Source organism: bacterium, assembly GCA_036504735.1.
Lineage (GTDB): Bacteria > Electryoneota > RPQS01 > RPQS01 > RPQS01 > DASXUQ01.
In genome coordinates, this window is record DASXUQ010000002.1 from 243,680 (window position 1) to 267,552 (window position 23,873).

15 protein-coding genes are annotated in these 23,873 nt (G+C 57.3%); 9 read left to right on the top strand and 6 right to left on the bottom strand.

Annotated elements, in window-relative coordinates:
• Positions 1-8: 8 nt before the first annotated feature.
• Positions 9-542 (top strand): Hsp20/alpha crystallin family protein, encoded by a 534-nt coding sequence (locus VGL38_01390; GenBank protein HEY3294070.1) that lies wholly within the window; start codon positions 9-11, stop codon positions 540-542.
• 96 nt (positions 543-638) lie between these two features.
• On the opposite strand, the gene VGL38_01395 is transcribed toward VGL38_01390, so the two are convergent.
• The 4 genes from VGL38_01395 to VGL38_01410 form a co-directional block, all read right to left on the bottom strand.
• The gene (locus VGL38_01395) at positions 639-2,534 is read right to left on the bottom strand and encodes an Nramp family divalent metal transporter (protein HEY3294071.1); all 1,896 of its coding nucleotides are present in this window, start codon (positions 2,532-2,534) and stop codon (positions 639-641) included.
• Between the two features lie 6 nt (positions 2,535-2,540).
• Positions 2,541-4,052: a T9SS type A sorting domain-containing protein gene (locus tag VGL38_01400; protein ID HEY3294072.1), complete on the bottom strand. Its 1,512-nt coding sequence runs from the start codon at positions 4,050-4,052 to the stop codon at positions 2,541-2,543.
• Positions 4,053-4,087: 35 nt separating this feature from the next.
• Entirely contained in the window at positions 4,088-6,190 is a 2,103-nt protein-coding gene (locus tag VGL38_01405; GenBank protein HEY3294073.1) for a tetratricopeptide repeat protein, read from the bottom strand.
• 149 nt (positions 6,191-6,339) lie between these two features.
• Entirely contained in the window at positions 6,340-8,085 is a 1,746-nt protein-coding gene (locus VGL38_01410; GenBank protein ID HEY3294074.1) for a T9SS type A sorting domain-containing protein, read from the bottom strand.
• A gap of 887 nt (positions 8,086-8,972) precedes the next feature.
• On the opposite strand from VGL38_01410, the gene VGL38_01415 reads away from it, so the two are divergent.
• The 7 genes from VGL38_01415 to VGL38_01445 all read left to right on the top strand — a co-directional run bounded on the left by VGL38_01415 (position 8,973) and on the right by VGL38_01445 (position 19,039).
• Positions 8,973-10,508 carry a Do family serine endopeptidase gene (locus VGL38_01415; GenBank protein ID HEY3294075.1) on the top strand — a complete coding sequence of 512 codons (1,536 nt, stop codon included), beginning with the start codon at positions 8,973-8,975 and terminating at the stop codon, positions 10,506-10,508.
• 780 nt (positions 10,509-11,288) lie between these two features.
• The gene (locus VGL38_01420; GenBank protein ID HEY3294076.1) at positions 11,289-11,735 is read left to right on the top strand and encodes a hypothetical protein; all 447 of its coding nucleotides are present in this window, start codon (positions 11,289-11,291) and stop codon (positions 11,733-11,735) included.
• A complete protein-coding gene (locus VGL38_01425) occupies positions 11,698-14,571 on the top strand; it encodes a hypothetical protein (GenBank protein HEY3294077.1) in 2,874 nt (957 codons plus the stop codon). Before VGL38_01420 ends, VGL38_01425 begins: the two co-directional genes overlap by 38 nt.
• A 236-nt stretch (positions 14,572-14,807) precedes the next feature.
• The gene (locus VGL38_01430) at positions 14,808-15,458 is read left to right on the top strand and encodes a DUF5752 family protein (protein HEY3294078.1); all 651 of its coding nucleotides are present in this window, start codon (positions 14,808-14,810) and stop codon (positions 15,456-15,458) included.
• 2 nt (positions 15,459-15,460) lie between these two features.
• A complete protein-coding gene (locus VGL38_01435) occupies positions 15,461-16,702 on the top strand; it encodes a glycosyltransferase (GenBank protein ID HEY3294079.1) in 1,242 nt (413 codons plus the stop codon).
• Positions 16,699-17,523: a trehalose-phosphatase gene (gene otsB, locus VGL38_01440; protein ID HEY3294080.1), complete on the top strand. Its 825-nt coding sequence runs from the start codon at positions 16,699-16,701 to the stop codon at positions 17,521-17,523. Before VGL38_01435 ends, otsB begins: the two co-directional genes overlap by 4 nt.
• Positions 17,524-17,533: 10 nt before the next feature.
• Entirely contained in the window at positions 17,534-19,039 is a 1,506-nt protein-coding gene (locus VGL38_01445; GenBank protein HEY3294081.1) for a trehalose-6-phosphate synthase, read from the top strand.
• A gap of 153 nt (positions 19,040-19,192) precedes the next feature.
• Here the strand turns inward: VGL38_01445 and VGL38_01450 are convergent, their stop codons facing one another.
• A complete protein-coding gene (locus VGL38_01450; protein HEY3294082.1) occupies positions 19,193-20,605 on the bottom strand; it encodes a cytochrome c3 family protein in 1,413 nt (470 codons plus the stop codon).
• Positions 20,606-20,922: 317 nt separating this feature from the next.
• Positions 20,923-22,542: a multiheme c-type cytochrome gene (locus VGL38_01455; GenBank protein HEY3294083.1), complete on the bottom strand. Its 1,620-nt coding sequence runs from the start codon at positions 22,540-22,542 to the stop codon at positions 20,923-20,925.
• Positions 22,543-23,160: 618 nt separating this feature from the next.
• Between VGL38_01455 and VGL38_01460 the strand changes: the two genes are divergently transcribed.
• The gene (locus tag VGL38_01460; GenBank protein ID HEY3294084.1) at positions 23,161-23,805 is read left to right on the top strand and encodes a porin family protein; all 645 of its coding nucleotides are present in this window, start codon (positions 23,161-23,163) and stop codon (positions 23,803-23,805) included.
• The last annotated feature ends 68 nt before the right edge of the window (positions 23,806-23,873 follow it).

Consider the following 23,873-nt stretch of genomic DNA (forward strand, 5'->3'; position numbering starts at 1 on the left):
GGAAAGTCATGGCAATCACCAGATGGAGACCGCGCCGCTCGGAGATGACTCCGTTCGAAAATTGGTTCGAAAATTGGCCCATGCCCTTTTCCAACATGATGGAAGACGTGTTCGGCTCGAATCGGGGAGAAAATATGCTGTGGGGACCGAACTCTGATATTATCGAGACGCCGGACCGGTATGAAATCCACTGTGAATTGCCCGGTGTCCGGCCGGATGACGTGCAGATCACGTTGAACAATAATGTGCTGACGATTACCGGCGAGAAGAAGCAGGAGATCAAAGAGGAAAAGGACGGCCAGAACAACCCCCTGCGCATCGAGCGCATCTATGGCCGCTTCGAGCGCAACTTCGCGCTCCCGTCTTCTGTGAATCCGGATGCCGTGCATGCCACCTTCGAGGACGGCGTGCTGCATATCGAAATCCCCAAGGCAGAACAGGCCAAGAGCCGCCCCATCCGCATCGAATCCCGCGGCGGAATGCGCGAGCCGCAGGGAGAAGGTCCCATAGGTGGTGGAAACGACCCCCGCCGCCGTCCATAGACTCTCTTTTTTGTGGGAGGAGGAGCAAAAAGCGCGAAACCCTAAACAGGCTTCGCGCTTTTGCCTTACGTCCCCTTAGCCCTTAGCCTTTATCCCTTAGCCCTTCCTGAGGTCCGTTCTCACCATGAACACCGGGATCTTCAGGCGGTGGCGGACACGCGTCGCGGTGGCGCCAAAGAGAATGTCCTGCGGGAAGCGGTGCCCGTGAGTGCCCAGCACCATCAGGTTCAGGTGTCCCTCTTCGGCCAGCCGCACCACCTCCTTGGCAGGCTCGCCGAAGCCGAGGTGGATTTCCACCCGCAGCCCCATTTCTGTCAGCTCTTTTTGCAGACGTTCCAGATAGGCGCGGTCGGAGCGCACCTCCTCATCGGCGGATTCATGGCTCCAGAAGCGCGGGCCCATGCCCTCCGCCACATGGATCAGCACCAGTTCGGCTTCGTGCTCCCGGGCCAGAGGGACCGCCTGCGCCAGAATGGCCCGGTCGCGTTCCGTGGCTTCAAGCGCCACACCGATCCGCGCAAAGGACGGCGCAATCAGGTCGGCGGCGGTAAACAGCGGTGCGCCGGCTTCGGGCCGGCGGTACAAGCCGCGCAACGCCGGACCGAACATCAGATACAGCAGCAGCGCGCTCAGCGCCACCGCTACGGGAATGATCAGAGCCTGCAGCCACATCATTTCCTCTCCGCCGCTACGCAGCCAATCGAACAAGGTATTGTAGACAAGGAACACATTCAGCCCGACAATCACCACCGCGCAGATCCACGCCAGAATTTTCACCCATAACGGATTGGCAAACTGGCCCATCTTGGTGCGGTCACTGGTGAAGTGGATCAGGGGAATTACGGCAAATGGCAACTGCATGGAGAGAATCACCTGCGAGAGGATCAGCAGGCGGTAGGTGCCCTCCGCACCCATAATGCCGATGGTTATCGCCGCGGGGATAATGGCAATCGAGCGCGTGACCAGCCGCCGCACCCAGGGTCTCAGCCGGAAGTTGATGAACCCTTCCATGATCACCTGCCCGGCGAGGGTGCCGGTCAGGGTCGAACTCTGCCCGCTGGCCAGCAAGGCCAGGGCAAAGGCTCCCCCGGCGATGGTGGTACCCAGCAGCGGATCCAGCAGCGCGTGAGCCTGCGAGATTTCGGTGACAACCTCACCCCGCGTGAAAAATACCGCCGAGGCCACGATCAGGATGGCCGCATTGACAAAGAACGCCATGTTCAGCGCGACCGCCGAGTCAATCAGGTTGTACTTGCAGGCCTGGGCAATCTGTCGCGGGTCCGTTCCCACATCGCGCGTCTGCACCAGAGCGGAATGCAGGTAAAGATTGTGCGGCATTACCGTCGCACCGATAATGCCGATGGCCACATACAGACTCTGACGGTTGATGTGCGGCACAAATCCGGCGGCCACACCTCCCCAGTCCGGCTTGGCCATGAGGACTTCGATCAAAAAGCTCACGCCGATAATCGTGATCAGCGCCAGCACAAAGGCTTCCACCTTGCGGATGCCCAGATGCTGAAAGAACAGCAGCAGCAGCACATCGGCCACGGTGAGAAAGACACCGATCAGCATGGGGATGCCGAACAGCAGGTTCAAGCCGATGGCGGTGCCCAGCACCTCGGCAAGGTCACAGGCGGCAATCGCTACTTCGGCCAGCAGCCAGAGAGCAAAGCCGATGGTGCGGGGGTAGGAGTCGCGGCAGAGTTGCGCCAGATCGCGGCGGGTGACAATGCCCATCCGCGCACAGAGCGTTTGCAGCAGCACGGCCATCAGATTGCTCATCAGCAGCACCCAGATGAGCTGGTAGCCGAACCGTGAGCCGCCTTCAATGTCCGTGGCCCAGTTGCCCGGGTCCATATAACCGACGCTGATCAGATACGCCGGCCCCACAAACGCGAAAAGTCTCCGCAGAATGCTCACCTTATCGGGAATGTGCACGCTGCGAGAGACTTCGGAAAGAGATTCTTTGGTAATTTGGTGGTCTGACATCTTAAACTATTTCAATAACAGCATTTTTCTGGTCTGAACATACTGATTCGTATCCATCCTATAAAAATACACGCCAGAGGGCAGATTTGTTCCATCAAACACAATCCGATGCTCCCCTGCCGCCATCACCCCATCCTTGAGCCTCGCCACTTCCCTCCCCAGCACATCGAAGACTTTCAGCGTCACGCGCATCTCGCGCGGCAATTCAAAGGCAATCTCGGTGGACGGGTTGAAGGGATTGGGGTAGTTCTGCATCAATCGGAAAGTGGCCACCGGGTGTAGGGGCGGTGGCGGTGCGGCATTGGCGCTATCTGCGTGCAGCCGCAACACCTTTTGCGGGTGATCTGCATAGTAGTTATCCTGCAGCAACCAGAGATAGGTCGAGTCCGCAGCTAAAGACAGATGGTTGGCTTGCGTGAGAGGTTGGCCCATGCTATAAGTCCCCATCCAGAGAAAAGCGCCCTCGAGATCGACCTTGATAAGTGTGCCAACAGAACGTTGGGATGGCCATTCGAAGTAAGTTGCGGATACGACAAACCCACCGCTCGGGTCGTGAACGATCTGTACCGGAGATGCCGCACCGCCAGCCATCAGCGAGTAATCAGGAAAGTCATAGGTACGCGTCCACACGGTATCTCCCAGATCATTCAGTTTGACCAGGAGTAGAAGCGCCTCGCTCGCGGAATCGGGGCTGGGAACAGCGGCGGCCATCATGTAAGAGTCGCTATCCGCCCGGCAAATGTCCAGCGGCATCACGGTACTATCCTGACCCCATAGACACAGGGTTCGCGTCCACATGCTATCACCTTCCGCATTGGTGCGAACCAAGTACGTACAATCATGTCGCCAAACACTTCCGCCGTTAATGCCAGTCATCAACAGGACCCCTTGGTCGCGTGTTTCAACGGCGGATCGTGCATCGCTGAAAGCGCTTCCCCAGTGAACAGGATCGGAATGGGGATAACGGCGAGTGAACAGCGTGTCCCCTTGCGGCGTAAACCGCACCAGTCCCGGTGCGCCAGAATATGATGGTGGACCAATAAGTTCCCCCGTGGCCACCAAGTCTCCCCCTGCCAATTCCAGCGCGTCAGTGACCATGCTTCCGTGAGGGTTGGTCGTGCGCACCCATTCAGTATCTCCGGCAGCCGAATACTTGACGGCCAGAACCATCCAGCCCAGCCCGGCAAGCGAGGTGTGACCGCAGGCAAAAAAACCGCCATCGCGCGTTGGCGTCACGCCATCAAACACATCAACGCCGCCGCCGGCAATATGTTCGGACCACTGGAACTGGCCATCGGCGTTCGCCTTCAAGAGCAGAGCGTCACAGAGGTTGATGGTATCCTGCCGGCAGCAGTATCCCACAACGGCCAAGCCATTGTCCTGCGTCCCGGTAATCGAAACCAAGGAAGTGGTGCTGTCGTAATATGCCTCGTAGCCCCGTGTCCATACCGTATCCGGAAGCTGGGCAAAGACTGCCACCGGCAGCAGCAAAACCCAAAGTACTCGAGACAGCCGCATGAGCCCTCCCTTTCAGCCTTTCAGCCTTTTCCCCGTCACGGCTTCTGATCATACTCCTCGCCGAGGTTCACCGCCAGACGCCAGACCTGCGTGCGGATGGAATCCTCGGGGATGCGGATGTGGCGCAGTTCGTCGAGCTGGAGACGAGCCTGCGCAGAGTCCTTGCGCGCCAGTGCTCCATAGCCGAGGGCAATGCGCGCCGGAGCATAGGCCGGATAACGTTCGATCGCCGCTTCGAAGAAGGAATCCGCCCGCGCGCTGTCCCCCATTTGCAGAGTAAGGACTCCAGCCTTGTAAGGGTACTGCGGAGAAATCGGATCTTTGGCTGATGCCTTGAGAATAGCCTCTACCGCCTTCGCCGGATGGTTCAGACCCGACTCAATCATAGCGCGGTTGATCCACACCGTGGCCGGAGCGTCCTTGTCCACGGGGAAGGTGCTGTCCATCAGCGCGAGTGCGCTCTGATAGTCATTGTCTTCGGTAAACTGATAGACCTCATCGAGAAACCCCTGCAACGGCGAACCCGACACGGAATCGGGCGCGGCGACACCTGCCAGCGCGAACTCCTGCCGTGCGTCGTCGAAGTTGCCGAGTTTCCAGAGAGCATTGGCCAGACCAATCCGCGCTTCGCGGAAATCCGGCGACGAGGTTAAGGAGCGCGCATAAAGCGGAATGGCATCCACCCACATGCCGCGATCCACCGCCACGGTAGCCATATTGTAATAGTCGGCAAAGGGCTTGACGGCATGACCCACAAAGCGCGACGGCGCATTGCACACCACCAGCGACACCACATAAAGCCCGCAGGCCATGACCAGCCGGCGGTAATCCTTGCCCACCACGGTGTGCCACATCTCGATGAAGAAGCAGCCGGCGGCGGGCAGCAGAATCAGCAACAGCGGGAAACGGTACTCCGACGCGCTGAAGAAGATCAGGCTGACCACAATGTAGGACGCGCCGTAGAGCCATAACATTTTCAGGTCCCGCCGCTTGCGCCAGGCCAGAAAGGCACCGGTCACCGCCAGCGGAAAGAGCAGGCCCCAGCGCACGGGCAGCGCGCCCAGAATCGGCGTAAAGCCCGCCACACCTCGGAAAGAGAGGTTGTTGGCAATCTCCTCCCGCTGCACCGTCAGCCACAGCTTGCGGAACATCAGCCGCAGCCAGCCCGCCGGGTCCCGCACGATCTCGCCAAACGCGCGCGATCCCCAGTAGCGGGAGGCCTCATTCAGGGAGACCTCGTGGCCGAGCAGCCGCCCGGCCTCCATGCGGTAGCCTTCCGCCTCGCGCTGCGGATCGAAGGAGTTGATCCACGGCACTTCATCGTACATGCCGCTGGCGCCTGCGTGGTTGCCGATGAAGAAGTTCACGCCGCCGGAGGATGTCGTCAGAATCAGGCTCCCCGACACCTTGTAGTTGCGGACCAGCACGGGAATCAGCACCAGCGCCATCGCCGCAACATAGATAGCCGCGCGGCGGTAGAACGGCATGTGCTTCTTCAACACCAGCACGGCGATCAGCACCGCACCGAAAATCAGAATCGAAGGCCGGGCCAGCGCCGACAGTCCGGTCAGAATTCCCAAGCCAACCCATACCAGCGCGTCCATGCCGGGTTTGGCAGCGGGCTCCGGGGCGTCTTCCTCCAGCACCAGCCCGCTGCGGGTAATCAGCAGCAGGAGCAGCAGCGCGTTCAGGAACAGAATCAGAGAGGCGCTAAGCATCACGCCGTCATAATAGACCCACGGGCCATAGAGGGCCGCCAGCGCGCCCGCAGCCAGCGCCGCCGGGGCGCCGAACAGCCGGTAGGTATAATAGACCACGATGCCCATCGTGGCCAGCGAGAGCACAAACTGGGCAATCACCACCACACTGATCGCATGGGTGCCCAATCCCATGAAGATCCAGCTCATGAACATCGGGTACAGAGGCGAGAGCCAGAACGGCCCGGGAGGCTGACCGTGCCCTCCGGCGAGGCGGTCGGCCCAGAAATAGTAGAACTCGCTGTCGAGGGTGGGAAAATCCACCACCGGCGAATGAACCAGTTGGTTGTAGAAAATAGCGCGCACAGCCACAAACAATCCGGCAAGCAGCAGTGCGTAGCGGATAAACCGGCGGTCGGTAGATCCTGAGTTGGGCGCCATGACGTACTCTCCCCTGAAGATATGGTGAACTACTAAGATAGACCGCCGAAAGCAAAAAAACAAGCCTCCGTGGGAGGTTCGGAGGCTTGTCGGGGGTATGCGGCTGGTGTTACGTGGTTCCGCCGCAATGTATTGTATTCTGTCGCTCTTTACTTCATCAGCAACATGCGTGTCATGTTGGTGGTGCCGCCAACCGTCAGGCGCGAGAAGTACAGGCCGGAGGGAAGGGCTGCGGCGTCAAAGGTCAGGCGGTGGTTTCCTGCCGCCAAGGTGCCGTTCGCCAGATTGGCCACTTCCTGCCCCATCAGGTTGTAAACCTTCAACTCGACATTCGCCGCCTCAGCCAGATCGAAGCTGATGTTCGTGGTCGGGTTGAACGGGTTCGGGCTGACCGTCTGCTCCACCCGCGTGGTCAGGCGATCCGGGGTCATGGTGGGCGCGGTACCGCCAACCAGCGACGGCTGATAGAAGGTGTTGATGCGGTTCTTGTGCAGCGTCGGCGTCAGGTAATGGCTCGTCATCCCATTGGGCCAGCGAACTTCCAGATCCATCCGTTCGGCCTTCACATCCGTGCGATTCACCAGCGTCAGGATCGACCCATCGCCGCCGGAGGCGCTGACGGACGGGAATGTGGTGCCGATCTGCTTGCAACCCTGCCAGTCCATCTTCACGTTGCAGTTGATCACCGGCGCGTTCGTGACGCGGTCCAGCAGTCTCACGCCGATGTACTCGTGAGTGATCTCCAACATGTTCTGGTAAAGGAACACACCGCGGTCGCCTTCAGCCACTGCCAAGTCGGGGGTTCCGTCGCCGTTGAAATCGGCCCAGGCACACGAATAGTTGCCGTCAAGCACGTTGTCGATACCCAAACCCGGCGCCTTGTCCATCCAGCCGGTGCCTTGCTGATTGATCAGCAGAGCCAAGCCTTCACCCTGCCGCTTGCTGATCAGAAGGTCCGTCCAGCCGTCCATGTTGGCGTCCACCGGATGTACTTCGTAGCCATTGGCTGCCAGGTCGCGCAGCTCTTGGGTGATGCCCGGAGTCAGCCAGTTGAAGCGCGAGTGCCAGCCGCCATTCAGCATTTCGGTGTAATGGCTGTCGCCCGTGCAGAAGAGGTCCCAGTAGCCGTCATTGTCATAGTCCAACCAGGCCGCGCCGCGCGAACCGAGCTTGTTGCTGAAGCCAAAGCGCGTTGCCCAATCGTCCCAGGTGTAACCGTTGTAGCGGTAGAAATGGCTGCCGGTCGCACCGTTGCCGCCGAAGAAGATCTCGGAATGGCCATCGTTGTCGAAGTCGAGGAAGGTCATGGCGCTGACGCCCGTCATACCTTCAAACGGGTTGTCGCGCATCGCGTTGAACTCACTCAGATCCTGAGTGTACACCTGCACCGGCGCACTGGCGGTCAGGCCGTTGCTGAGCACCAGGTCCAGCGTGCCGTTGCCGTCAATGTCGTTCCACAGTGCGCTGCGCACGGGGGTCTCGAAACTCTGGCTGGCAAAGATGTCCATGTCCACAAATTCGTGGTTGACACTTTGCTTGAACAGTCGCGCGCCCAGCGCATCGCTCGTAAGCACAAACAGATCCAGCAGGCCATCACGGTTGTAGTCCACAAACTCCGCTTTGCGGACATTCACAATGTTGGCAGGGAGCAAATCGGACGAGCGGTCACTGAAGAGACCGTCGTTGTACAGGTAGAGGTGACTGGCACTGCCGTTCTGTCCACCTACGAACAGGTCCGGATGTCCGTCGCCATCTACATCACCCCAGGCTACGACGCCTGCGTACTCGGGCTGATTTTCCAGTGTGAACGATACGTTCTGCATCGACCACTGCTGCGCAAACACACCGCCCGTGATCACCATTAACGCCACCAGAAGGAAGCTGAGCCGAAACATACATTTCTCCTTTTCTAACACATGCCGTCAACTGTAGGTCATCTATGCAAGCTATGGCAAGGAAAGGCAAGGCTCAGGCCATTCAAAACGGCTGTTCAATTCATCGTCTATCATCTTGTTTTTCGGTCGGCTGTGCTCTTGACCCGAGACGCGACGGGTTGTGCGTTTTCAACCTCCGCCACAGAATGCTGTGGGATTTCAACCGCCGGTGTGAGGAAGGAAACAGGCTGGGTCGGGTCCACTCCAAAAACAAAACAGGAACGTGACACGATCACGTTCCTGTTTGCGGAAAAGGCAAGCCGGGAATCACTCATCCTTGCAGCCAGCAACTTAGAGCATCCATTAGTCGATACCTACTCCCGGCTTGCACACCATGCGGTTATCAGTGGAATTGTCGGGGAAGGATCAGCCCTTTCAAATTCCAATAAGTAAACGACCGAACGGTCAGCAGGGTTTCTCCACAATGTTGGTCATTGTGTGTCAAGGGAGGCGCGGCCATGAGAAGAAATGGTAATTATTAGGTCTCACCCGCCATTTCTAAGTCAGAATTTGATTAGATTGCTGTTCGAACCCCTTTGATGAATTCTGAAGGCCCACCCTTTGCGGACTCTGTCTTAGAGGGGTTACTGCCTATTGCTGTTCGCTGCTGTTTCTGGCAGATGCCGAATGGATTTATCTGTAAAATATGCAGATATCTATGGGACAATTATTCTAAGTTCCGTTTTTCCAAAGGCTAATTATCCTTGATTTTCCGGCGGGAACCTCTATCTATGACCGCCGTATACCTTTTGTGGCTGTATCATGATTAGCCTCATTAGCCTTGCCCAAGTGGACGAGGAAAGATTCAGGAGTGGATTTCATCTATGACTTCACTACGCGGAAACATCTTGAGAAATTTTGTCGTCGTCGCGACCTTGGTCGTGGTGGGATTGGCAGCCGGAGTGCTGCTGACGGCCCGCATGGATTGGACGCCGGCTTCGGTGGCCCAGCAGAATGTTGCGCCGCCCGTGAATCGCTATGCCGCTAACGTCGCTCCCTATACGACTCCATCGGGGGAAAGCCCGTTCGTGGCTGTTGCCAAGCGGGTGGGACCGACCGTGGTCAACATCACGGTGGATGAGCGTGTGGCTCAATCGGGGGGCAGCGATCCAATGGAACAGTTCTTCCAGGACTCGCCGTTCTGGGAGTTCTTCCACCGCAATAACGGTGGCGGCCAGGCGACTCCACAGCCGCGCTCACGCCAGCGCTCGATGCATGTGCCGGCAACCGGATCGGGAATTATTATTGGTCGAGAGGGGTACATTCTAACCAATAATCATGTCGTCGCCGATGCCGATAAGATCACTGTTCGCACCCAGTCGGGCAAGGAGTATAAAGCGACGGTGGTGGGCAAAGATCCGGATACCGACGTGGCGCTGATTAAGGTCGAGCATAGCTTTGAACCGGAAGAAGTCGCCCTCATTGGCAACTCCGATTCATTGCAGGTCGGGGACTGGTCCATTGCCATGGGCAATCCGTTAGGATTGGACTGGACGCTCACCGTGGGCGTGATTTCCGCCAAGGGACGCTCCAATCTCGCTATTCAGGGCGGCGGTCCCAGCTATCAGAATTTCATTCAGACGGACGCCTCGATCAACTTCGGTAACTCGGGCGGACCGCTGTGCAATATTCACGGCGAAGTCATCGCTATGAACTCGGCGATCAATCCGTCGGGTCAGGGCATCGGCTTTGCCATTCCGATTAACCTCGCCATGCGTGTGGTGGATCAGATCCGCACGCACGGCTCGGTAACCCGTGGCTACCTGGGCATTCTGCCGCGCGAACTGACTCCCGATCTGCGCTCGGCGCTGGGCATCACCGATGGCGATGCCGGTGTGTTTGTGGAGCGCGTGGACAAGGGCACGCCCGCGGAAAAAGGCGGCCTGAAGGCCGGCGATGTGATTACCGAACTGAACGGCAAGAAGATCAATGATGTGACGCAGTTCCGCATGGCGGTGGCCGATGAGCCGCCGGGGAGCAAGATTGCCATGCACGTGCTGCGGGACGGCAAGCCGGAAGACGTCACCGCCACGCTGGGTGACCGCTCCAAGATGGCCGCCAACCTCGAAAACAAGGACAAGGAAGAATCCGCGCCCGCCAAGGATTCCTGGATGGGAGTCAAGGTCGAGCCGGTGACCGATCAACTGGCCAAGGCGTTGGAATTAGACGGCACCGAAGGCGTGATTATTACCGAAGTGGATCCGGATGGTCCGGCCAATGGCAAGCTGCAGGAGCGGGATGTGATCATCGAGATCGACCGCAAGCCGGTCAATGATATCGGCGACTTCCGCAAAGTATCCTCCGACTTGAAGAGTACCAAAAAGGCAGTCCTCTTCCGCATCATCCGCAACGGCCAGAAAACGTTCGAAGCCATCGAGCCGTAAGACAACCCGACGGCATCAGTGGCAAGCGCCCCGCAGAGTTTTTCTGCGGGGCGCTTGTTTTTGAACGCCGAAGCTGAAAATCCCGAATCCCAAAGGCTCACTTATGCTGTGAAATATGGTGCGTAGCGGCGATGCGGAATTGTGGGACATGGTTATCGGGTTGCGTAGCAGCTTGAGAAGACTGTGGTTATGATTGAGAGAGTTATTGACACGGTATCAATAATTATTCATAGGGAAGGATTCTACGCGTAGGTTGCAAGTTCATGCAAAGCACAGAGCTGACAACTGTTAGCTGCGGGTGCGGTTTTGGGGGCGGAATGGAAATTGTGGACGGAAGCGCAGCAGCGGTTACATTTTTCTTGCACCATTATGGGGGTTGCCGTTTGAAGTGAACGGGTAGAATTCCACATACACAACGTCAGCATTTCTGTTTTCCACCATCATGGCTTGATTTTCTGCTTGTGACTTATTAATTTATGCCAAATGACGAATAAGCGTAAAGAGCGTGCTCGCAATCTGCAAGATCAAAGATAGATGAGTATTACCCCTCCAGAACCACCTGCAAATCCTTCAATGGCGGATCATATCATCTTAGATCCACGGCAGCGCAAAATCATGGGCTGTCTCAAGAAGTGGGAGCCCCTTGGGCAGCTATACATTGCTGCACTCTATAATCTTCTATGTCCGACGTATCCGGCCCGTCTGAAGGTTGTTTGCTACTGTTGCCGAGAAATCACGAGTCATCTCGCGTCTTTCGTTTGCGAGGAGGATTTTAGGCAAGTGAAGTATAAAGAGCGGACAAACGAAATCTATGCAGCATGGCCGGAAGATATTCTTGCTGACTATAAGCCTGGAAGTGATGGGCCAGCAAAATTACAGGTTGATCTGAGCGCATGTAGAGCGGTAGACAAACTTGTAAGTGCGCACAATGAGAATGGCGAGTCGAAATCTCGCAGTATCAGCATGGCGTTTGAAATACTCGCTCCTCAAATGCCTGCTAAACGGCGTGAAGAGCTGAAATGCGATTGGATGAAGTTCGACAAAGATTGCAACAAAGGGCTCCATACCAGTCGAGACGGCTGCTTTGCCTCCGACCTCAAGAATGTCGAAGATGTGCTCCGAGGCGTTGAGAATGTCCTTATCGAATTGCTCGAATCCCCTTCTGTAATCTCCCAGTTGGATACCATATATGCCATCTTACAAGACACTAACGAAACAACAGATTGAATTCGTCGCAACGTTGCCAGAGGATTCCTCTGCACTGAAGGTCTTCCTTGACGGCCTACAGAATCCTCTTTGGATTCCTGAGTTGCGACGACTCGGGTGGTTTGACATCCCGCCACAAGCTGAGCGCGATCCTGAAACCAAGGGAGTGCGCTATCCAACGTGGCCTGTGCTCCAGTATCTTGTGCGAATGGCCGAGAAAACCCCGGAAGATGTCTTTAATATCCTGCGGGGATTGCCGGAGACGGACAATCTCTCCATACGGTCGGCGGTGATAGACGCTGCACTCAAATTGCCCGCTGAGTACTCTGCACAACTGGCAGAGAGCAAGATCAAGTCTTGGTTGGTCCAAGGCCAGACATCGTGGTTCTGGCACCGCGAAAAGGCCGTGGACTTGATTGAGTACTTGGCAACGAGTGGCGAAAAGAAGGCTGCATTCAGTCTGTCAAACACTCTGCTCGAAATACATCGGGAAGATCCCTTCGGCGCCGTCGATCAGCTTAGCCAGCCCTATCATATGGATCCAGAAGCCAAAGGTTTGGTTGACGACTCCGTGTACGACAAGTGGTTGGACCGCATCGTGCCAGCCTTGCGAGGCATCGATGAGAACGGTGTCATAGAACTTATTATCGGACTCTTGAACAGCGCAATCAACTGCTCATTTTGGGCTGAAGACAAGCGGTTTCCGCATGATAATTCTTATTTGTGGCGGCCAGCCATTGAGGACCACTCACAGAACCGCGAGCGCGGCATCCGAAACGCCCTGGTAGACGCTGTACGTGATATGGTGGTCGAAATTTGTGCCAAGAATCCGGAGCAGATTTGCCCGATGATCAAGCGATTAGAAGGTGAACAATGGATGGTGTTGCGACGGATAGCGCTTCATTTGCTTCGACTGCATTGGGTGGCAAATTCTGCCCTAACCGCGGAGCACGCATGTGACAAAGCAAACTTTGAGGAAGAGGATATTCGGCACGAGTATTCGGCCTTATTGCATGATGTTTTCGGCCAACTGTCACCCGACCAGCAGGCAAAGATTTTGGGATGGATTGACGCTGGACCCGAAACCGGACACTTGACACAGGGGCAGTCGTTTTTCTCTGGTGAGCCATTTACCCCGGAGCAAGTGCTTAACTATGTGGAGCAATGGAAGTTGGATCGCCTTGCGATTGTTTCCCATCACCTCGAAGGTGAAGCGCGCCAAAAATACGTTCATCTCGTCGAAAAGTACAAACAACCAGACCATCCCGATTTCCCGTATTATCTCAGCATGTCTGGACCTTACAGCCCATCAAGTCCCTACTCCGCCGACGAACTGTTCGCGATGAACGACAAAGATCTGCTACAGGCGCTGAGGGAGTACAGCGGAAACCGTCAAGATCCATTCGAGCGGCAGCGTGACTTAGCGATGGCTCTTCGCACCTCCATTGGGGCACACCCAGAGCATTTTGTGCCGCTTCTGAGTGAATTCCGCTCGATTCCCAAGGTGTATTTTTACTTCGTCCTCGGGGGCTTCACTGGGTCCATTCGGGACGGCATGACCGTAGATTGGGAGCCGCTTCTCGATTTCGCTAACTGGATCGTCACGCTTGGAGAGAGAGAGTTTGAAGGTGAGCCAAAGGAGGATCCCAGATGTCTGAGGCGTGACGCACGTGGCGAAGTGGCAGACCTTATCTCAAAGGGTCTCCAACATCATTCCATTCCCATAAGATTTCGCGAACAGATTTGGCCAATGTTAGAACTTCTAAGCAGAGATGGTTTTGAATCCGGAAGCAAAGTCCTTATGGGTGAGGATTGGAATGATGTGTTTGCCCAGTCATTGAACTGCACACCCGGGAAAGCACTTCATGCTGTTGTGCAGTACGCTCTTTGGATTTTCAACAGTTTCGGGGAAGGGGTTAAGGAGGCATTTTCTGGATCACTCATTGAGGTGCAACCGATCTTGGAAGAGCATCTCTTCCAAAATGCTCGTGCACATCCCATTACACACGCTGTGCTTGGCCAATGGCTCCCCTGGCTTCAGCTTATGGACTGCAAGTGGACACAAAAGAATTTGCAAGGGATACTGCCAGCTACCGATGATGGACGCCTTTACAGGAAAGCTGCATGGGACGCGTATATACGATACAACTCGGCTTATGATGACGTGTTTGAGCTCCTTCGGGGAGAATATGTTGCCGCTATTGAGGCAATGCCTCGAAGGGTTGAGCAATCGAAGAAGCGTGAGGACTACGTCACGCATCTTGTGGACCATGTCATGATATTTTACTTGCGGGGGTTGATAGATCTCAAGTCGCCGGATGATTGTCTTCAACGATTGTACCGTAAGGATAGGCCGGACATCAACGGACATGTCATGTCATTCATTGGCCGGAGTCTGAATAACGCTAAGTCTACGTGGAGGCCGGATCCTCTTGGCCGCGCGAAGCGGCTGTGGACGTACAGACTGACTGAAGCCAAGAAACAGACTCATAACCCCAAACGCACTGCTGAAGAGATGGCAGCCTTTGGTTGGTGGTACAGTTCAGAGCAGCTTGATACGAGGTGGGCCACCCAACAATTGGAAGCAGCCGTTGAACTGGCGGGTTTCCTTGAGAATGAATTTGATATTTTTGAACGGATCAGAACAGTCAGCGAGAAAGAGCCTGACTTGGGGCTTAAAGCTTTGACGGCCATTCTGAAATATGACAAATGTGGGCGGTATGGCTATGAAATTCTCACCACCGGGAAAATCGTTGTACAGCGCGCGTTGAAATCGGGGCTCTCTAACAGGAGCGAGTTCCTTGTTGAGAAAATTTGCGAAAAGGGGTTTGTTGAAGCAAGGGAGTGGCTCAAGTAACTGGTAGACGGCATTGCTGACAGGTGAATCGGCGAGCTTTGCGGTTCGCCTTTTTTTGTGCGGGAGAACACGTGCCGACACAAGGAGCCGCTTCTACAATGGTTTGCCCGCATTGTGGAGCCTTCATCCCGCATCCCTCTCCACACAGGGATCAAAAGGTGCTGCCCACGAATATAATAACTGGCTGCATATGTTAAGCTTATGTGCTCTTAGCCGAATTTAAGTCAGGATGGACTATGCCTGAACCATTCGCTGTCAAGGACTGTGCTCTGATTGCCATTGCCACCGGGAGGCACGCGCGAAATCTGCGCGAACTTGCCGGGTATCTTTCCGAAGTTCCTTTAGGCAGCATCTATCATCACTTCTGGGGCGGACGGCTGCATACACAGTTCGATGAGCCCGAATTCCAGAACGATTTTGCCGGATGGGTGCGGCATGCGCTGCATGATGAAGCGCTCTCCGAACGGTTAGGCATGCTCGATCCGACGCGCGTTTCCGATCTTGAAGCGCTGCGCGTAGAGCTGCTGGATATTCTCGATGAGAGTTTGAATTCTCTGGAGAATCCGCCGTGGGCTCAGGCCGATCAACCCTTTTCCTTTGTGCGTTCCCAGCTTGTAATCTTCGATACCCAGCACCGCATCGCCGAGCCCGCAGGCCTCAAAGACATCGCGCCGGGCTTTACCGTGGGGACGATCTTCTATCACTTTATCGACGCGCGCCGCCGCAGGCCGGAAGGCATCGATGATTTTCGCGGCTGGCTGCTGGACTTCGGCGAGGAGTACAAATCGCTGATTGATCAACTGGCAGCGATTGATCCCTACTTCCGCTCGCTGGCCGAACTCAAAGATCGCCTGAGCACCGTCTTCCAAACTTACTTTGGCGGATAGCCATGTTTACGTTGCTCGAACAATACCGCGACATTGTGGGCTCGGATGTGATTGACCATCTGCGCCAGCTCGCCACGCCGCTGGCCGGTAAGACTGTGATCCATGTCAACTCCACGCGCTATGGCGGTGGCGTCGCCGAGATTCTCTACCGCCTTGTGCCGCTGATGCAGAATCTGGAGATGGATGCCAGTTGGGAAGTGATCAACGGCACGCCGGAATTCTACCAGTGCACCAAGTCCTTTCACAACGCGCTGCAAGGCAAGAGCATCAAGGTGCCCGATCATTTGCTGCGCGCCTATGAAGAGGTAAACCGGCAAAACGCGGAGCTGCTGCGCGCCAAGCTCGAAGCGGCGGACATCGTCTTCATTCATGACCCGCAGCCGGCGCCGCTCTTGAAATACTGCGCCAATCGCAAAGGCAAATGGATCTGGCGCTGCCACATCGACGTCAGCCGTCCCTACCGCCCGGTGTGGAACTATCTACGGCAGTTCGTGGCGCCCTTCGATGCCAGCGTCTGGTCGCTGGCCACCTTTGCCCAGCCGCTGCCGCATGTGCAATATCTGATTGCGCCCAGTATCGATCCCCTCGCCGAAAAGAACATGCCGCTCGATCAGGAGGAGGTCTCCTCCATCTGCACCCGGTTCGGCATAGACTGCTCGCGGCCGATGGTGGTGCAGGTTTCGCGGTTCGATGTCTTCAAGGATCCCTTGGGTGTGATTGACGCCTACAAGCTGGCAAAGCTCTCCGTACCCGGGTTGCAATTGGTGCTGGCCGGAAGCGGCGCGTCGGATGATCCGGAAGGGGAGGTAGTCTTGAAGGACGTGCTGGACGCGGCCAAGGGCGATGAGGATATCCACGTGTTGCTGCTGCCGCCCGACACTCACCGTACCATCAACGCCTTGCAGCGCGCGGCGGATGTGGTGATGCAGAAATCCGTGCGCGAAGGCTTCGGTCTCACCGTCACCGAGGCCTTGTGGAAAGGCAAGCCGGTGATCGGCGGCAACACGGGCGGCATCCGCCTGCAGGTGATCGACCATCACACCGGCTTTCTGGTGCGCACCCCGCAGGGCGCGGCATTGCGGCTGCGCTATCTGCTGGACAATCGCGACCGGCTGCGCGCCATGGGAGAAAAGGGCCGCCGCTTCGTGCAGGAGAACTTCCTGCTCACCCGCCAGCTCAGTGAATATCTGACCATGATGGTGGCGGTGATTCACAATTTCGAAGAGCGGATCGAACTCGGATGATGCTTCGGAATTCCTCCGCTGCTGACGGTCCGTGGACTGTGGTCGATGGTGTTCCGGATTTCTGGACACAGGTACGCGCCGCGCCGCATCGCCTGCTGGGTCTCGACTATGACGGCACACTGGCGCCGTTTCACGTGATCCGTGAGGCCGCCGTGCCTGTGCCGGGAGTCAAGGAGACATTGCTTGCCATCCGCGATGAAACCGACACCACGGTAATCCTGCTCACGGGCCGGCCCGCCAAGCAGGTGCAGGCTCTGCTGGGCGCGGAGGTGAAGATTCCGATCATCGGCTCCCACGGCTCGGAAGTTTTGAATGCCGACGGTTCGGTGCGCCTGCTGCCGCCGGAAATGCGCCAGCAGGACGGCCTCCGGCGCGCGTGGAAATCCGCCGTGGAAGCAGGCTACGGTAGCCGTCTCGAAAAAAAACTCGCCAGCATTGCCTTGCACACGCGCGAGGCTCCCGATGCGGCAGAGATCGAGACCACGGTGGAGGAGCGCTGGTGGCCGCTGACCTTCGATCATAATCTGGAAATTCTGCGCTTCAACGGCGGCATTGAACTGCGGGCCCGTGGCCGCAACAAGGGCATTGCCTTTGCTGCGCACTTTGCCGCCATGCCATCCGGCACACTGCCCGTCTATCTGGGCGATGATGCCACCGATGAAGATGTCTTTCAGACGATCCGCTTGCGGGGCATCGGCATCAAGGTCGGTGATGGAATATCGCCCACCGCTGCGGCCGGGCGGCTGTCCGGTCCTCCCGCCGTGCTGGATCTTCTGAAGAACTGGCGGCGCGCGCTGGCACCGTCCGATACATCAACCTAAGGATATTCTTATGCCCCGTGAGATCAAGCGGCTGGTCGTCGTCTCGAACCGCCTGCCGGTAGTCCTCCAGAAAGATGAGCAGGACAACTGGCAGGTGATTCCCGGCTCGGGCGGCCTTGTCACCGCGCTCAGTCCCGTGCTGCGCAATCGCGGCGGCCTGTGGATCGGCTGGCCCGGTGTGGACACGGACGGCTCGGCTGAAATCGCGGCCGTAATGCTGGAGAATGACCGCCGCTCCGGTTATCGATTGCTGCCGGTGGATTTGAATCCCACGGAGATCGAAAAGTATTACAACGGCTTCTCCAATGAAGTGCTCTGGCCGCTGTTCCATGACATGGTATCGCTCTGCCGCTTTGAACCCGAGTATTGGCCGGTCTACAAAGACGTCAACCGCAAATTCGCCGATGCCATTGCCGCGTACACCAATCCCGAGGATTACATCTGGGTGCACGACTACCATCTGCTGCTCATCGCCTCCACCCTCAAGCAGATGAACGTCAACCGCCGCACGGGTTTCTTTCTGCACATTCCCTTTCCGCCGCTCGACGGTTTCATCAAGCTGCCGTGGCGCGGCGATGTGCTGCACGCCATGCTGGAGTATGATCTGCTGGGCTTTCAGACCATGCGCGACCTGCGTAATTTTCTCGAGTGTGTGCGGCTGCTGATGCCCAAGTCCCGCACCAGGGGCAGCGGCGCGGTGATCACGCTGCACACTCCCGAACGCGAGTTGCGCGTGGGCGCGTTTCCCATCAGCATCGACTTCAACGACTTTGTGCGCCGCGCCGGACAGCCGGAAACCCAGCGCGAAGTCGAGCGTATCGAAGGCCTGATGCCGCAGACCAAGGTCATTCTTGGCCTTGACCGCCTCGACTATTCCAAGGGCATTCCGCTGCGGATTCGCGCCTTCGGTGAAGCTCTGGCCACCTATCCCGAACTGCGCGGCAACGTGGCGCTGTTTCAGGTGGTGGTGCCCTCGCGGCTCGACGGCGAACGCTATCAGCAGCTCAAAAAAGAGATTGACCGCCTGATCGGTGAAATCAACGGCAAATACTCCGAAGCGGGCTGGACTCCCGTGCATTACCTGTTCCGTTCGCTGACCGACCGCGAACTGCTGGCGCTCTATCGCCGCAGTGATATTGCCCTGATTACTCCGCTGAAGGACGGCATGAACCTCGTCTCCAAGGAGTACTGCGCGTGCAGTCTGGATGACAACGGCGTGCTGATTCTAAGTGAGTTTGCCGGGGCCGCGGCGCAGATGAGGCAGGATGCGCTGCTGGTGAACCCGTTCGATATTCAGGGCGTGGCCGCGGCCATTCACCGCGCGTTTCACATGGACGCCGCCGAGCGCAAGGTGCACATGCGCCGCCTGCGTCGCGGCATTCAGCGCAGCAATATCTTCCATTGGGTCGACAACTTCCTCCGTGCCGCCATTGCCCGCACCATCAAAGACTTCCCCCGTCTCGAAGACTACGTCCCCGCCTTAGACACCGCCACCATGCAAAAGGAAGTGGCATAGCAGCACTTGCGCCCCCACTGTTTACGGACCATGCGCAGAAAGCCCCGGATCATTACCGGGGCTTTCTGCTTTGCATTTTCCACAAAAGAGAAGGCGCGGGTGCTGAAGTTCCCGCGCCTTTTCCGTGAGGCATCCCGGTACTGAAGGAGACGGTTACTTCAGCAACAGGAGCTTTCCTGTCTGCACGCGCTCGCCCGCAGTCAAGCGTGCAAGGTAGATCCCGCCGGCAAGACCCCTCGCATCGAAAGCCACCGCGTAGCTGCCGCGTACGAGATGCTCATTGACCAGCACCGCCACTTCCTGCCCCAGTACATTGTACACGGCAAGCCGTGCGTGGCCGGCTGTTGACAGCACAAAGGGAACCGTCGTCGTCGGGTTGAAAGGATTCGGATAACACGGGCCAAGCGCAAAGACCCCGGGCACGGTGCTGATCAACCGCGCTGAAATCGAGGCCGGATGGGCAACATGAATATTCGTGGCAAAGGCCGACGCCCACTGCAACGAAGAATCCACGTGGCACTTCAAGCAGGCCACGTCGAGGGGAATCGCGCCGTGCCCTTCATCGTCCAGCCGCACAAACATGGTCCCGCCGATGTTCACAAAGCTGGATTCCCGCGGCTGCGCTGTCACATTAATCGAGAAGAAGTGATCGCGCACGTCCGCCTGATACGGATTGAACGTCTGCCCCGAACGGTCCCACTCCGCCATGTGGCAGTCCTGGCATTCGAAGGTATCGTGAAACTGCACCTGATAGTTGGAGGTGTGGCAGTTGCTGCAGGTTGCCCCCGGCGTCACACCGCCCTGGTCATACACTACACTCTTGTGCGGGTTGTGGCACTGCGTACAGTCCAAAAAGGACATCGGCGAGTGCGACAACTCGTCATACTGCTGATTGTTCGCCAGCCATCCCGCGCCGTCCTGCCGCGGACGGTGCAAGGAATCGCCGCGCGTGTGGCATCTTTGACAGGCCGTCAACGGCGCGCGGTCCAGGGAATCGGGATTCTGCGTGGCCACGTGCGCGCTGCCGGGACCATGACAGGCTTCACAGCCGATTCCCGGCTCCGCCCAGTTGCCCCACACTCCGGGCCGGTTCTGCCAGTGATGCGCCACGTCGGCCGAATCCGCCGCCACCGCGCCCGTGGTATGACAGTTCATGCAGAAGAACTGATAGGGACGGCGGGTCGTCGTCAAGGAATCGACATACACCATCTGCATCGTGCGGATATTCCACTGCGCCGGCTGATTGCCGATGGAGCCGGAGGAGATTTCGTAGCCCGCCGAATCGAAGAACAGGGCCTTGTTCCAAAAGCCGCCGAGCACAAAGGACAACTGATTCCATGGGATGGCGTCCGGCGGATTGGCCGGCAAGTGCATCACCTCGGGAAACGGGTAGGTCGGCGGTGCGCCGCCCGTCACCGGATTTACCATATGCGCATGTCCGTGATTCACCCAATCCGCATGAACCGTGGAATGGCATGTATTGCAGGTCTGGGAGCCGACATACGTCCGCCCCACCGCCAGCAGGCTGACGGCCAACACTGATACACAAACCAGAAGCTTCCGCATAGGCCGGCTCCTTTAACAATTATGGACCGCCCGCAGACTTTTTTGCACACCACTAATATACGAACGCGCACGCGAGTCGCAAGTAAGTCATCAAAAAATCATGGACATAAGTGACCCCGCCCTTGTTTATCCATATGCATCTCAGAACTCCGCTATACATTAGGGCAAGAGGACTCCTCGCGGAAGCCTCGAGTTATCCACACGCAAAAAAAGAGCGGGACTGAAATTTCAGTCTCGCTCTTTCTTGCGCTCGGTTCAGGTCTTCACATCGGGGAATTGGGAATGATCTCTCATCCGCCATCCCACATCCGTCATCCTTAGTTGGGATTGCTCTGCAGCGAGGCAACCGCATTGCGCAGAATCGAAAGCGCGTAGCTGCGATTGTGGACACCCTTGCTGCCGTCGGCGTTCACGAAGAAGTACGTGTAGCCTGCGGCACGCTGCGGGGCGCTCCAGTTGACCGTATCCATCGCCGCCATCACGTTGCCACTGCCGTCATGCGGCAGCAACGCCTTCAGCGAATCCATCAGCACCGTGACTTCCGTCTGCGTGCCGCCGATGTCAAAGTCGGTGGCTCCCGGATGGCACGTCTGGCACTTGCGGATATCCGGCGCGAAGCGGTGACCGAAGTTCGGTCCGCCCGGCTGGCCACGCGCGATGGTGTACATGTGGCAATCAACGCACATGTCCGGCAGCATCGAGGTAGTGTGCTGGTTGGTGCGCTCCACGGTGCCCGTTAGTTCCCAGTCGCCATAGCCATTGATCATGTCGCCTTGCGGGCTCTCGTGCGGGCCTGGGTGGGCGCTGCCGGAGGCAATCTGTCCCTGAATGTTCGCCTGATTACGGCGGGCATGGTGGCACTGTGCGCAAAGCTGGCCCTTGCCCATACCGGTGATGGTGCGGCCGGCGGGATTGTCTTCGCCGCCGTACGCCTGCGTCACGTCCGCCACGCTGCGAAGCTGCGCGTCGTTGGTCTTATTGTGCGGATCGTGGCAGGTGGTGCAGTTGATCTGATTCGCCATCGCCAGATTCGCCGTCGTCCAGTCCGCGTCCTTGCTCTTGATAAAGCCTTCCGACACGTGGCAGGGATTGCAGGAAGCGCCACCCCATTCGGTCAGGAAGGGACCGACGCCGCCTGAGCGGGCGATCACTGTGCCGTGACCTGAAGAGTCAATTTCGGTCTGCTGAGTATGGCACTGGCTGCACTTCTCACCGCTGATCACGTTCGTGAGCTGCGGAGAATGGCCGGCCGGATCCGGACCCATCGCACCGTGGCAGGACTCGCACTGCACGCCCTGAAGTTCGGCGCGCGGATTGTCGTCATAACCACCGCTGTTCTGGCCATGCGTGGTCAGGTTGCCGTTGTGGTCATACTTGTCGTCGAAACCCGTCGTGTGGCACTGCAGACAGTAAGGATTGGTGTTCGACGTGCCCAGCGAGTCATACGCGCCGGCATGGGGAGTCGCTGCCCACTGCGCTGCCGTTGCCGAGTGGCAATGGCCGCAGGAGGTGGCATTGCTGCCCAGATAGTTGGGGAACACGGTCGGGCGCGAGGTGCTCACACCCACCGCCGTGCTGTCGCGCACCGTCTGGCCGCCCGCCGTCACCGCCACGCGCAGCAGAACAACGCCGCGGTCCGCCGGAGCCGTCCACATCGTGGCCGCCGCATTCGGGTTGCTGAAGGTTCCAGCCGTGGCCGTCCACTCATAGGCGAGGCTGTCGCCGTTCGGGTCATACGCCGAGACCAGTACCTGGCTCGTCACGCCAGGACCCACAGAGTCAGGCATGGCAACCACCGCCGTAATCCGCGGGGCCATGGAAGCATTCGCGCCAGCCGGACCCGCCGGGCCCTGGTCGCCTTTACAGCCGGCGAAGATCGCCGCAGTCAACAGGATCGCTGCGAGCAGGATCTGCAGCATGATTTTTGATTGTTTCATGGGTACCTCTTTGGCTCACTCTCGAGAACCGTTGGAAATATATCTGGAAAAAACAAGCTTTCAGCGTTCTGGATACGGTAGTCAAGTTAAGAAAATCTTCACATGTTTTCAAGAACTATTTCACGAACTCCCGCTTACTGGAGTTCATGGTCTTCTTATAAAGGATTGAATTCCTTATCATTTTTTCTGGCCTGCCATATCCCTCGAAAACTCGAGAGGAATATGCATAAGTGGGTAATATTTATCGTGTTCTAATTGGCCCTTGGCAAGGCATATAATATAGGGAAGTCTCTGCCCTACACGCTGCATCACTCTGGCAAAGAGCAAAGCTTATGCCGCGATATTGTAATACGCATATCCAGAATATTAGGATAGCATAGTGTCAGTAAGAATTAAATACAATACGCAGCAACTAAAAGCACAATTGAATGGTTTCCATAGTAGATGCACGTCTGTCCCGCCCGAGGCCGCAAAGCCGGGCGGAAGAACCGTTCCCTGCGGTGGGTTGGTTTCTGCCTATCGGTTTCGGAGGAGCAGCGGACGGTAAGTCTGTCGAGTTCTTGGTTAGTATTACTCATAATCATGGCACATTTTCAATGACTATGTAAAGGAGTCTGTATGAAGAAGCTTCCGATATCCGTACTGCTGCTGGCCGGTCTGTTCGCCTTTCATTCCAACAGCTACGCCTTGCTGCGGCTGGGAGTGAAGGCGGGCGTCAACTTCTCCAGCATCACGGTATCCAATCCCGCGCCGAACACCGTGTCTGTCACGTATAAGCGTACCCCCGGAGTGATGCTTGGGGCATCCGCCGAAGTGGCCGTGGCTCCGGCGCTCAGTATTCGCACCGAGTTGCTGTTTGTCGACCGCAGCACCAAGTTCGACGCCAAGAACAGCAATGGCACGGTCACCGCCAGCGGCACACTGCGGCTCAACGAAACCTCCCTGGCCCCCTTCCTCGTGATTCGCTATCCGACTCCGGGCGGAGTCATTCCGTTTTTGCAGGTAGGCCCCGAGTTCGGTCTGCGCACGTTCCTCAGCAAAAAGAACGGCGGCATCGGCGAAACCGTGGACCAAGCCTGGAAGAAAAGCAACTTCAGCATGAATGCCGGCGCGGGAATTATTCTGCCCGTTGGCCCCGCGATGGATCTGACGCTGGATGGCCGCTACAATTTCAGCCTGATCAACCTGCATAGCGGCGGCTCGACCAAAACCCACACCAACGGTATTCAATTCCTGGCCGGCTGGAATTTCCTGAAGATCTAAGAAGCACAATCCGGCCCATAACAAAAGCCCCGGTTCGCTCGATCCGGGGCTTTCTTTATAGAGATCGG